The sequence below is a fragment of the Chryseotalea sp. genome (assembly GCF_057350905.1).
Genome location: NZ_JBMRCF010000016.1, coordinates 82,201 through 95,081 on the forward strand (window position 1 = coordinate 82,201; position 12,881 = coordinate 95,081).

Consider the following 12,881-nt stretch of genomic DNA (forward strand, 5'->3'; position numbering starts at 1 on the left):
CACACCTGTTAGAACCTACTTCAAGTTTTCAGATAGTATTGAAAAATTAGCAAAATCAAATAATTTCCAGTATGATTTTAAACGTGTAGAGACACTAAACTACGAAAAGTGTAATTGCCCTTTTTGCATGTCAAGTGACCGTGAAAGGTTTTATTTGATTTTTTTGGAAAAATATCTGAGTTCAAAACACAATGAGATTAAAGTTTTGGATTTTGCGCCTAATTATGAATTTGTTAAGCGAATCAAGAAATTTTTGAATGTTCATTATACATCGGCTGATTACCTACGCGATGATATGGATTTGAAGCTTGACGCATGCAATATGAATAATATTAACAATGAATCGTATGATATTGTTATTTTTTCACATGTGTTGGAGCATGTTGAAAAGCCGCTAGATGCATTGATGGAAATATTTCGTATAATCAAAAGAGATGGCTTTGCAATTATCATGGTGCCTCTCTTTCTTGATGTTGAAAAGACGTTTGAAAATCCTGACCACACCACAGAAGCACTTCGGTGGCAGCATTACGGACAGGGAGATCACCTTCGATTGTATTCCAAAAAAGATTTTATTAATCAAATAGAATCTGTGGGTTTCGAAATTGAAGAAGTATCACCTTCCAAATTCAGCCCTGAACTAATTCGACAGAATGCAATTGCAGAGAATAGTATTCTGTATAAGTGTAATAAAAATAATTCAAGAAAATGATGCCGTTAATTAGTATAGTCCTACCGGTTTTCAACCAACAGGACTATATCAAGGAGTGTGTGGATAGCTTACTCAATCAAACCTATGGAGCATTTGAGCTCATTATAATTAATGATGCTTGTACGGATAATACAATGCAAGTACTCAGCACTTATAGAGATCCTCGGATTGTAATTATTCATAATGAAAAAAATATCGGCCTGGCAGCATGTGTAAATTTGGGCATTGTTAACTCAAAAGGTGACTTCATTGCAAGGATGGACTCAGACGATATTGCATTTCCTGAACGACTGGAAAAGCAAGTAAACTATATGTTGTTAAACCCATCTATTTCTATTTTGGGTACGGCTATGCAAAGTATAGGATATAGCAATTACTTGCATCAGTTTCCTCTAACACATCAAGCCTGTAAAGCCCAACTCCTTTTTAACGTTTGCTTCGGGCACCCCACAGTAATGTTTAGAAAGTCGGTTTTTTACTCGCCTGAAAACTACTATTTAGAGGAATTGCAACAGTATAGTGAAGAGTATGAATTGTGGTGTAGGTTAGTTGATAAGATGGGTTTTGCGAATTTGCCCGATACACTTTTGTATTATCGTACTTTTGATGACAACACAAAAAAGGAAGCCGCTCTGAAACGCAAGAATAATTCATTTGCTATTCGATCAAAATTCATTCGTATTCAATTGGGTGTTATTGATACGACTCTATACCAGATTCATGACTCCGTCAGTAATCTAGAGAAAGCACGCAACTATAATCAATTGCTTGAATGGACTTCCTGGCTTTATAAAATTGCGGAGATCAATCAGATAAGCAATAATTTTGCTCAACAAGAGCTAAAATTAGTTTTGCTAAATCGGGAATTTGAACTTTGTTACTGGAATAGTCAACTCGGACTCTTTGCATGGATTAAATCAATATTGCAAAACCGTCTATTTTGGAATCAACCCATTCGCAAACAGATTAGTTACTTCCTAAGATCGCTACTGAAACTATGAAGAAGCTTCTAAAAAGAATTTTTCCAATTGTTTACTTGAAGCGTGCTTTCTTAATTTATAATAAATTGAAGATAATCACCTTTGACAAGATTTTTTTTCAGGAACAAATTGTCCCTACGGAGTTTTTCGTCATAAATCGAAACAAAAACCCTTTTTTAGAGTTAAATATAGATTGCACTGAATTCTCAAAAGAAATAAGGAGCAAATTAAACCGATGGGAGGATATTTCCTGGAAGCAGGATGAATACTTTATCAACTATAAAGAGCCGGGTTTCATTGATCCTAAAAGTGGTTGGGCAATTACTCTTAACAAGAAACTAATTTATCCTTCTTTGGGATTTTCCAGAGCACCACATGTTCACAAGCCTGCATTTCTTGAGACATATTTCAAACAAAAAGAAATAGTGAAAATTGAGAAGATAATCTCTTTACGTGATACAGGTGAAGAAAACTACTTCCATTTCTTTAATGATGTTTTGGCTAAGCTCTTTTTTATTGAAGATCAAGAAATTATATTGAATGATTACACAATTGTAGTTGCAAAGGCCTTGTACGAAAAAACTTATTTTCAATATTTTATTTCCAATAGCTACTTAGGAGAGTTAAAATGGTTTGTACAAGATGAAACTACTTGGGTACACTTTAATGAAGCAGTTTTCTGTAAGCCATATACGCATACTAAGAAATACCTCCAAAAATCCGTACAGCTAACTTTAACTAAAGATAATGGAGGCGAGGATAGAAGATTTTTTTTAACACGCTCAGAATCGTCATTGCGTTTTATTGAGAATCAAATAGATATTATACCGATACTTAAGAGATACAATTTCGAAATAATTGATGCTTCAGCCCTTGATTTTTCTGAGCAGATAAGCTTGTTTAAACAGTGTAAATACCTTGTTGCTATACATGGTGCGGGCATTAGCAACATAATTTTCAGGGAGGGAAAGCCACTCGAAGTTCTTGAAATAGTTCACCCATCTCCTTACCTTCCTTTCCATTACATTATGCTTTGTAAACTGTATAGTTATAATTATAGTGCATTATTAGGATATAAGGGAAAAAGTCAGGATAAAGGAGGATTTTTTGTTGATCCTGATAACCTTAAGAACGAACTTGAAAAGTGGTTTGGTGAATAGAAAGAGATGAAAAAGAAAGTCCTGTTAGTTATTCCGAATCTTGGCCTTGGTGGTGCACAAAAGGTGTTTTATCAACAACTAACCGACTTAGCTCCATATTTTGAGGTATCAGCTTGTGTTTTTAGTTGGGATAACTCTTTTCCAAGTGACCAGACAAAGGGTATTATTTCATTGGATGTGCCTGCTGGTAAAAGTTACCTTGGAAAAATGTATTATTTCTTCCTCAGGGTATTCAGGTTAAGAATGCTTAAAAATAGATTAGGGATAAACCTTACAATTAGCCATTTAGAAGGAGCGGACTATGTAAATGTGTTATCAAAAAAGAATGATAAGGTTATTTGCTGGGTACATGGCACAAAGAAATTTGATGAAAATATAAACGGATTATTAGGACTTATAAGGAGTCATTTATTAATGCCATTACTCTACAGACGAGCAAATAAAATAGTTGCAGTAAGTGTTGGAATATTGCACGAACTAAAGAATACCTATCCAGCACTTGAAAATAAACTAGAGGTCATACAAAATGGTTTTGATATTAGCCTTATACAGAAAAGCTCATTAGATAATGTGGAGGATAAGTTTCTGGAAATTTGTAATAGATCAAAGGTAATTATAACTCATGGACGACTCTCAAAACAAAAAAATTTATTGGCACTTATCAGAATCTATACTGAAGTGATAAAATCGCTACCAGCGAAACTAGTAATTATAGGAGATGGAGATCTCCGCAACCAAATTCTTGACGAAAGTAATTTAGCCAGTTTAAGGGTGTGGTCAATATGGAATCCTCAGGAACTAAGTGAATCCTTCGATATTTATTTTTTTGGACGGCAAAACAACCCTTTTAGGTATTTGCGTCACGCGTCTATTTATGTAATGACTTCTGGTTGGGAAGGATTTCCTTTAGCCCTATGTGAAGCTATGGTTTGTAAACTGCCCGTACTTAGTAGTGATTGTTACACAGGACCAAGGGAAATCATTGCGCCTGAGCTGTCATTGAGCCAACCTGTTAATAATCCACATTATGCAAGCCATGGTATACTAATGCCTTTGGTTGATTATCAAAATCAATCGATTATAGCAATGTGGTCTTCTACTGTTCAGAATATACTTAAAGACAAAGAGCTTATTCATCGATATAAGAATGCTGGAATAGAACGAATAAAAGAATTTGATACTGAAAAGACATTGAGTAGAACTTTGACAATTATTAATCAACTTATAGTTTAATATGAATTCAAAGCCTAAGATTTTAATAATTGAGAATAGCATTGGGATAACAGGTGCTTTAAAATCAATAGTTCGCACTTCTCAAGATTTAGAGTCATTTTTTGAGTTCTCTTTTATTATTCCCAGAAAATCTAAGGGAAGATATTGGATTGAGAAAAAGGGTTTTTTTAATATAAACGAACTGCCCTTGTATGAATTGAGTAAAAGATTCAAATCAATTGTACTTTATCTTCCATATCTATTTATAAACGCGATTAGTCTTAATCGAATAGTGAAACAGCAACGCATAGATATTATTCATGTAAATGACATTTATAATTTACTTCCATTGGCAATACGATTGTTTGGTAATACAACACCTTACATTTGCCATATCCGGTTTATGCCAGATCGATTTCCTTCTCTTCTCCTTAAGTTTTGGTTGAAACTTCACCTTCTATTTGCTGCTAAAATCATCACTGTTTCTAAAGCTGTTAAAAGACAATTACCAGATCATCCTAAAATTGTGGTTATCTATAATGAACTGCCGACTATTGAGCAGCACTTATTTGAGACTACGATTGATGAATCAAAAGTAACAAGTACATTCTTGTATCTTTCTAATTTCATGAATGGAAAAGGCCAGGAATTTGCTCTAAAGGCCTTTTCCAGAATACATCATAGACTTCCCGGTTGGAAGTTGAGGTTAGTGGGGGATGATATGGGCATGAATAAGAACAAACAATACCTTCAGAATTTACAAATGGAGGCTACAAAACTAGGTATTGAAAAAAAAACTGAATGGAGAGGGTTTACCGAAGAGGTAGAGATAGAATATAAGGCAGCTGATATTGTTCTTAATTTTTCCGAGTCTGAGTCCTTTTCAATTACCTGTCTGGAGGCTCTGTTTTTTGGGAGACCATTAATCGCCACAAATTGTGGAGGGCCTGCAGAAATTATTGATGACAATATAACAGGTCTGTTGGTTGCAAATCGAAGTATAGATGAAATGGCAAAGGCAATGGAAACATTGGCAAATAATGCGCAATTAAGGATAAGACTAGGACTTGCGGCTAGAGACGTTGTAAGAAATAAATTTGCGCTAGAAAAGACATCTTTCTTATTAAGAGAGGAGTACAACAAAATATTAAAAAATCAGACATGAGAGTATACTTACTTGTATTTGCTTTCTCCTTTACAATAAAAATTATAGCACAGCCTGTTGTAGCCAACTTTTCAATCCCTAGTGAGGTCTGTCTGGGAGAATTTATTCCAATTCAAAACAGCAGTGACCCAGCGGTTGAGGTACTTTGGGATTTTTGCGCTAACCAGATAGAAGGTAGCTACAGTAGTACACCCAGTAGTTTCGTAATTGGGAGCATGACAGATATAGAAATTGTAGAGGATCAAGGACTATGGTACGGTTTTGCTGTTAGTCGCAATAATGTACTTCTACGTCTTGAATTCGGAGACAATCCTAATAACCCTTACACCATTACCTCACTAGGAAACCCTAATAATTTACTGAATAGTCCGGAAGGAATTAGTTTAGTAAAAGAGGGCAGTAATTGGATAGCCTTAGTCACCTTGATTGGTAATGAAATTATAAGATTGTCATGGGGTTCGTCCCTTCTTGGAATACCAATTGCAGAAAGTTTGAATGTTAACTCTTTTAATAAATTGAATAGCCCCATTCAGATTTCTATAGCTCATGACATTGATCATTATGTGGCAATAATTGCAAATGCTTCTGGCAATTATGTTACGTCAATAAATTTTGGATCTTCTCTTATGAACACAATAAGTAGTAATGATGTGTTAGCTTCTCCTGTATTCCCTGGAGCATCTAACATGTACGGTGTTACTATTAGCAACCAGTGTAATCAATGGTTCTTGTATGCGATAACAGAAGACAAAATTTTTAAAGTGGAGCTTGGTAACGATTTATTTTCACCGATATCGCTTCCTCAGATTGATGATTTCACATCAGACATTCCAATACAGATTGGAGCGTTTAATAAAATTGAAGCGATTGATTTGGGTAGTAATACCTATTTATACTTTACTAGTATCACGAAAAATCGATTGTCCTTAATAAAATTGGAAGGAGGCATTACTATTCCTCAGTTACTTGATATTGATAATCCTGTAGTTCCCGGAAATACATATGCATTCGATGTTTTTCAATATCAGGGAAACTATGGGCTATATGTTAGCGGTTTTGGGGGTAGTGTCAACCGTATCTCTATTACTGAAAATTGTGATGTCAATACTAGATTCAGCACTAGTGAAACTCCCAAAAACATTTCTTACAATAGTGCAGGAATATTCACAATTAGTTTAACCATCAAATCAGCTGGTGGCAGTACTTGTTCATTATCAAAAGAAATAACTGTTTTGAATAATTTGGCACCACTTCCTATTATTGAACCTGGTGAAACTATTTGTATATCCTCACCTATATCTTTTAGTGCCGAAAGTATTAATGAGATAGCAATAACAAATTGGGATTGGGACTTTGATGATACAAATACCTCTACTGATCCTAATCCTGATAATAGTTATACGCAAGCAGGCAATTACACTGTTCTACTTGAAGTCATCGGATCGAATGGTTGCAATAATCGGAGCGATGTAGCTATTATTGTATACAATCCCCCTACCGCCTCCTTCTCGCTTCCCACCGGCCTCATCTGCACCAACAACGAGTTTACTTTTACAAATAACACTGTCGATAATTTCGATGGCAACCTAAGTTTTCAATGGCTGCTAGACGATGTGCCAGTGAGCACAGCCGAAGACCTCCTTTATACATTTACCAGCGGGGGTAATAAAGAACTTACATTGCAAGCCTCTATACCGGGATGCACAAGTGAGTCTGTGCAAGTGTTGGCAGGCGTTGGCGTGGGTCCAACAGTAGATTTTACTGCCGAAGGTATTTGTCTTAATGAAAGCACCCAACTCACCAATAATTCGCAGGGAGACATTGCAAGCTATGCCTGGAATTTTGGGGATGGTCAATCAAGTGGTGACACAAATCCTGTTGTTAATTATACTGCTGCTGGCAATTATACCATTGAATTACAAACCCTGGGAACCAATGGTTGCCTCAGCACAAAATCATTGTCGCATCAAATCTTTTCAGTCCCCCAACCAAACTTCAATACCGACTTACCTCCCTTTTCATGCAATGGTACGCCCACACAATTTAATGATCTTACCCCAACGCTTACCGATAGTAATCTCAATGCCTGGAGCTGGGATTTTGATGATCAGAATTCAATTGCATCTGTACAACATCCACAGCATACGTATGCACTGAGTGGCGACTACAGTGTCTCGCTAACCACTACCTCTGATAAGGGTTGTGTTGCAACGCTGAATAAAATAATTACCATTGCACAATCACCGCTGCCAAACATTTCAAATACTGCGGCCTGTATTGAAACAGCCGTGATTTTACAAGATGCATCATTAACATCAGCGTCTGCCTGGCAGTGGCAAGTTGGTAACAATTTTTATTTTACTGAATCGCCAAGTCATGTTTTTTCAAATCCAGGCATGTACCAGATAGCACTTACCCTTACGGCTTCAAATGGTTGTGTGGGCACCACAACAAAGCAAGTAAATGTACCAGCACCGCTTGTAATTGATTTTGAAAGCGCATTTAATTGTGCCAATACTGAAACCCGTTTCTCTGCCGTTGTTGATGATATGAATGATCCTGTACTTTCATACAACTGGTCCTTCGGTGAAGAAGTAAGAAGTGGTGTTCTTGTTAACTATGTTTATGATGAAGCCGGCATTGAAGAAGTAAAACTCACAGCGCTTGCTACAAGTGGATGTACTTACTCAATCACCAGGGCTGTGGATATCTTACCTGCGCCAATAGCAAATTTTTCCTTTACACCTTCTTCTGGCCCGCCTCCGTTAGCAGTAGCATTCACTAACCTATCTACAAATGCTGGTTTGTCTGCTTGGAAATTTAATGATGCAAACAATACAACCAGCAACCTCACTCATCCTGCGTTTACTTTTACAGAGGTTGGAGAATATGCGGTTGACCTGACTGTCACCAATGCCGCAGGTTGTGAAAATACCGTAAGCAAGTTAGTTGCCGTAGCCTTTCCCTTTGTAAATGTTACACTAGACAACTTCAGAATAATCAGAAATACAGATGGTTCTTTTTTGCTACTGACTAACATCATAAATAATGGCAACGTATTGGTTCAAAATCCCAGAATTGAAATTCAGCTCGACAATGCAGCTACCCTGCAGGAAATTGTAAATACCAGCATCATTGCAGGCGATTCGTTTGATTATACCTTCTCTACTGTAGTGGCAAATAACAATAACCTGAATTATGCCTGCGTCCGCTTATTGTTGCCAAACAATGAAGCCCCAGAGAACACAGAAGCCTGCCTTACTTTCAATACAAACACTGCGCTGACAAGCCCATACCCCAATCCTGCCGATGACTTTATAACAGTAGAATGGGTTTCGTCAGCGGATGAGCAGGTTTCACTTATTGTAAATGATAACCTGGGCAACGTAATGGCTACTGAAAATATTAGCGCCAAACAGGGTTTAAATACGGTTGTACTCCAAACCATAGATTGGCAGGCAGGAATCTATTTCATTCGGCTTAAATCAGCCTCAAAAGCGCAATATTTCCGGACTATTATAGGGCGCTAGGTCTTTAAACGTGAGGATTTTCCATTATCTTTAGCCAAATTTTATTTGGCAATAAATCCTCTTTACAATATGAAGAACATAAAACTAGATGCTACCGATCGTAAGATCCTTGAACTTCTTCAAAAGAATTCAAACATTACCAATGCCCAGTTGGCAAAAGAAATTGGTTTGTCTCCTGCGCCAACATTAGAGCGCGTTAACAAACTCGAAAATTCTGGCGTTATCAAAAGTTACCATGCTGTCATTGATACGGCATCTGTGGGCCTGGGTGTGAGTACTTTTGTGATGGTTTCATTAAAAGGGCATAATAAAGACAACATCAACAAATTCAACAAGGCCATTCACGACATTGAAGAGATTGTTGAGTGTCATCACATCACAGGTGCTGGTGACTTTGTACTAAAAATTGTTTGTTCTGATATCGCTGCCTATCAGCAACTGATGTTGGATAAGGTCTCCAATATCGATGTGGTGGATGGTCTGCAATCTATGGTCATCTTATCAACTTTTAAGGACAGTAAAGTATTACCCTTGCCTAACAATTAATGACCGTATCAGATAAAACACTCATACTGGATGCTCGCTTGGTAAAACAAAAAATCAAGCGCATGGCTTATGAGATTTATGAAAATCACAGCAAAGACCGTACGGTGGTCATAGCAGGCATTGATGGACAAGGTTACACCCTAGCTAAATTATTGGTTAAGGAGTTGGAAACGATTTCCCCCATTAAAACGTTGCTTACAAAAGTTCATTTAAATAAAACAGAGCCCCAGCAAGATACCGTGTATATAGACTGTGATTTAAAGGAGGTTAAGAAACGCGTAATCGTTATTGTAGATGATGTGTTGAATACAGGACGGACACTTGCTTACAGTCTTAAGCCTTTTTTAGATATTGAAGTGAAGTGTATTGAGATAGCTGTACTGGTGAATCGTAGCCACAGTTCTTTTCCGATTTTACCAAAGTACACTGGCTATGAATTGGCAACAACCATCAAAGACCATGTTGAAGTGGTACTGGGTAAGGAAACAGCAGTCTACTTGAAGTAATTATAAATTCAAAATTCAAAATTAATCGACAGATTTTGAATTTGAAATTTGAAATTTTGAATTTTTGAATTTGAAACCTGGAATATGTCAATCCATAAAAAGCAAGACGTAAAAAAAATCACCACGCACCAGCTTCAGGAAATGAAGAATCGTGGAGAAAAAATTGCCATGCTCACGGCTTATGATTACAGCATGGCCAGGCTTATCGATGCAGCAGGAATTGACATTATTCTGGTTGGTGATTCCGCTTCTAATGTAATGGCAGGTAATGAAACAACATTACCAATTACACTGGATCAAATGATCTACCATGCCAGCTCAGTGGTTAAAGCAGTGAATCGTGCTTTAGTAGTGGTGGACCTACCATTCGGTTCCTATCAGGGTAGTTCAGGCGAAGCGTTGCGTTCCTCTATACGCATTATGAAAGAATCAGGTGGCCACGCAGTGAAGTTAGAGGGTGGTAGTGAAGTAAAGGATTCCGTTCAGCGCATTCTTACTGCAGGTATACCTGTAATGGGACATTTGGGTTTAACACCTCAATCCATTTATAAATTTGGAACTTATTCTGTACGAGCAAAAGAAGAAGCCGAGGCTAAGAAATTATTGGAGGATGCTAAGCTTTTAGAAGAGTGTGGTTGCTTTGCATTGGTGCTAGAAAAAATACCCGCTACCCTGGCTAAACAGGTGGCAGATAGTTTACATATTCCGGTTATCGGTATTGGTGCAGGGCCTGATGTAGACGGTCAGGTATTGGTTATGCAGGATATGCTGGGCATTACACAAGAGTTTAAGCCCCGCTTTTTAAGAAGGTATGCAGACCTGGCGGCTATCACAACAAATGCCGTTAGCCAGTACGTTGACGATGTGAAGAACAAATCATTCCCGAATAAAGAAGAGATGTATTGAAATGAAAAAGATACTCTTTAAAGCATTGGCCAGTTTCAATAAACTATTTTTGCCACGTCTTGGCAAAATGGATTTGAATAACTTATCAAAAGCACAGAAAGTGTTAGTGGCTTACAAGTATTGGGTAACAACCAATGCGCTTGATTAAGCATTACTGATTGGCGCTGACTTTATTTTTGTCAGGTTTTCAATTCACAAACGTGACCGCAAGATACTTTTTACTTTTTTTGTTAAGTATATCGCTACGACTGGCGGCACAACCTGCGTATACAATTAATGATACCGTTGGCCAGCACATCTTCAGTTTCCATGAAATTGAATACCTCGAAGATCCAACAGCAAAGCTCACCCTTGATGATATTCTCACTCATCACCAAAGTGAGTTTACCTTTTCTGCAACGAATTTTAATCCGGAGAATGTAAATCCTACATCGGCATATTGGCATCGCATCCGGATTCAACACGATGCATCTTCGAAAAAACTATGGGTGCTGGAGTTCTTTGATCAAACCATAGACAAAATTGATTTATACATACCCAATGGAAAAGGAGGGTATCAGCACCTTGAGCAAGGCGATCAGTTTGAGTTTGCCAGACGCATGCTCCGTCACAAAAATTTTGTCTTTCCAATTGATAATAAGCGCAACGATGTCATCACCTATTACTTTCGGGTGCAGTCGCAGCAACGTGCTGACGTCATAGTAGTACTTCGCTCTGCCGACTATCTGCTCGAATATGCCATGGACGAATACTTCTTCTTCGGTATTTTTTATGGGATGATCCTCGTATTCATTTTCTATAATCTCCTAATGTACTTTGCCGTGCGGGAGAGCCATTACATTTTTTACATTTTATACCTGATAGGCATTGGCTTGTATGAAATGAGCGCAGACGGTATAGGATTTCAATACTTATGGCCACAGGCAGTTGAATGGAATCAATATGCATCAGGCTTCACACTATACCTGGCCTCTTCTTCCGCATTGCTTTTTGCCTCATCCGTATTAAACCTTAAAAAGGATGTGCGTTGGCTATACTGGTTACTCATGTTTGTACTGGCATTGCGAACTGTTTTTCTGGTCTTGAGTGTATTTGTATTTACACCATGGTTTTCAGTTAGTTTTATTGAAATAATTCCATTCTCTGCTGCCTTGTTTGCAGGTATTTATCGATGGAAGAAAGGCTATAAAGCAGCCCGTTTTCTTGTGATTGCCTATGGATTTTTATTTTATGGAGCTATTGTTAAAGTATCCTTGTATTTCAATTTTACCTGGATGCCCTTTGGCCAGCTTTCTCACTACAGTCTTAGTTTTGGTTTTGTAATGGAGATGCTCTTCCTGTCTTTTGCCATCAGCGATAAAATCAGATTGCTTAGAATTGATAAGGAGACAGCACAGGAAAAAACCATTGAACAATTACATGAAAACCAACGCCTGAAAGACAATCTGAATCAGGAGTTGGAAATGCAGGTAAAAATAAAGACGGCTCACATTGAACAACAAAAAGAAGCGCTGGAGGATGCGAATAAACTATTAGCACAGCAATCAGCTGAAATCGCTGCCATGAATGCATTGTTGGAACGCGATAATGACCAACTGAAACACGATGTGGCAGAAGTAAAAGAAGCGCGTATACTTTCTAAAGATGTAGACTTCGAAGAGTTCAGTGTCATGTATCCGGACGATGCCAGTTGCCTCAAATTTCTGGCGGAACGTAAATGGCACCATCATTTCAATTGCCGAAAATGTAATCATACTGCATATAGCGAAGGCAAAAGTCTTTATGCCAGAAGATGCACCCGATGTGGTTATGAGGAGTCTGTAACAGCTTACACGCTTTTACAGAATACCCGCTTGCCAATTAATAAGGCTTTCTACATGATTTTTTTGGTGTACTCATCCAAGGGCAGCATCTCATCGCACAAGCTGTCAGAACTCCTCCATATCCGTCAAAGTACATGCTGGGCCTACAGCAATAAAATAAAAAAAGCAATGAAGGAAAGACGCAGGATTTCCCCCTTTGGCCACCATGAAGGCTGGGATTCATTGCTATTAATGGAGGAAGTCTCTGCGTAAGTTTCTGTTTTTCAAACGATTGAAAAATAGTTGAATTTTTTTCAAAACAGGGTTTTCTAACCTACCAAATTGATTTTCAACAGCTTATA

11 protein-coding genes are annotated in these 12,881 nt (G+C 37.7%); all 11 read left to right on the plus strand.

The window, feature by feature from the left end; translation table 11 throughout:
• Positions 1 to 127: 127 nt before the first annotated feature.
• Positions 128 to 712: a methyltransferase domain-containing protein gene (locus ACO1XM_RS17880; protein ID WP_486231563.1), complete on the plus strand. Its 585-nt coding sequence runs from the start codon at positions 128 to 130 to the stop codon at positions 710 to 712.
• Complete coding sequence (locus ACO1XM_RS17885) at positions 709 to 1,713, plus strand: glycosyltransferase family 2 protein (RefSeq protein WP_486231516.1); 1,005 nt, start codon at positions 709 to 711, stop codon at positions 1,711 to 1,713. The genes ACO1XM_RS17880 and ACO1XM_RS17885 overlap by 4 nt, the downstream gene beginning before the upstream one ends.
• Positions 1,710 to 2,852: a glycosyltransferase family 61 protein gene (locus ACO1XM_RS17890; protein WP_486231518.1), complete on the plus strand. Its 1,143-nt coding sequence runs from the start codon at positions 1,710 to 1,712 to the stop codon at positions 2,850 to 2,852. The genes ACO1XM_RS17885 and ACO1XM_RS17890 overlap by 4 nt, the downstream gene beginning before the upstream one ends.
• A 6-nt stretch (positions 2,853 to 2,858) precedes the next feature.
• Positions 2,859 to 4,085, plus strand: coding sequence for a glycosyltransferase (locus ACO1XM_RS17895; RefSeq protein ID WP_486231520.1), 1,227 nt, complete (start codon positions 2,859 to 2,861; stop codon positions 4,083 to 4,085).
• Position 4,086: 1 nt separating this feature from the next.
• On the plus strand, positions 4,087 to 5,229 hold the full coding sequence (locus tag ACO1XM_RS17900; protein WP_486231522.1) for a glycosyltransferase family 4 protein: 1,143 nt from the start codon (positions 4,087 to 4,089) through the stop codon (positions 5,227 to 5,229).
• Positions 5,226 to 8,759 carry a PKD domain-containing protein gene (locus tag ACO1XM_RS17905; RefSeq protein WP_486231524.1) on the plus strand — a complete coding sequence of 1,178 codons (3,534 nt, stop codon included), beginning with the start codon at positions 5,226 to 5,228 and terminating at the stop codon, positions 8,757 to 8,759. Before ACO1XM_RS17900 ends, ACO1XM_RS17905 begins: the two co-directional genes overlap by 4 nt.
• Before the next feature lie 69 nt (positions 8,760 to 8,828).
• Positions 8,829 to 9,305 (plus strand): Lrp/AsnC family transcriptional regulator, encoded by a 477-nt coding sequence (locus ACO1XM_RS17910; protein ID WP_486231526.1) that lies wholly within the window; start codon positions 8,829 to 8,831, stop codon positions 9,303 to 9,305.
• Positions 9,305 to 9,811 carry a phosphoribosyltransferase family protein gene (locus tag ACO1XM_RS17915; RefSeq protein ID WP_486231528.1) on the plus strand — a complete coding sequence of 169 codons (507 nt, stop codon included), beginning with the start codon at positions 9,305 to 9,307 and terminating at the stop codon, positions 9,809 to 9,811. Before ACO1XM_RS17910 ends, ACO1XM_RS17915 begins: the two co-directional genes overlap by 1 nt.
• 84 nt (positions 9,812 to 9,895) lie before the next feature.
• Positions 9,896 to 10,717, plus strand: coding sequence for a 3-methyl-2-oxobutanoate hydroxymethyltransferase (gene panB / locus ACO1XM_RS17920; RefSeq protein ID WP_486231530.1), 822 nt, complete (start codon positions 9,896 to 9,898; stop codon positions 10,715 to 10,717).
• Position 10,718: 1 nt separating this feature from the next.
• The gene (locus ACO1XM_RS17925) at positions 10,719 to 10,865 is read left to right on the plus strand and encodes a hypothetical protein (RefSeq protein WP_486231532.1); all 147 of its coding nucleotides are present in this window, start codon (positions 10,719 to 10,721) and stop codon (positions 10,863 to 10,865) included.
• A 52-nt stretch (positions 10,866 to 10,917) separates the two neighbouring features.
• Positions 10,918 to 12,792: a 7TM diverse intracellular signaling domain-containing protein gene (locus tag ACO1XM_RS17930; RefSeq protein WP_486231534.1), complete on the plus strand. Its 1,875-nt coding sequence runs from the start codon at positions 10,918 to 10,920 to the stop codon at positions 12,790 to 12,792.
• The last annotated feature ends 89 nt before the right edge of the window (positions 12,793 to 12,881 follow it).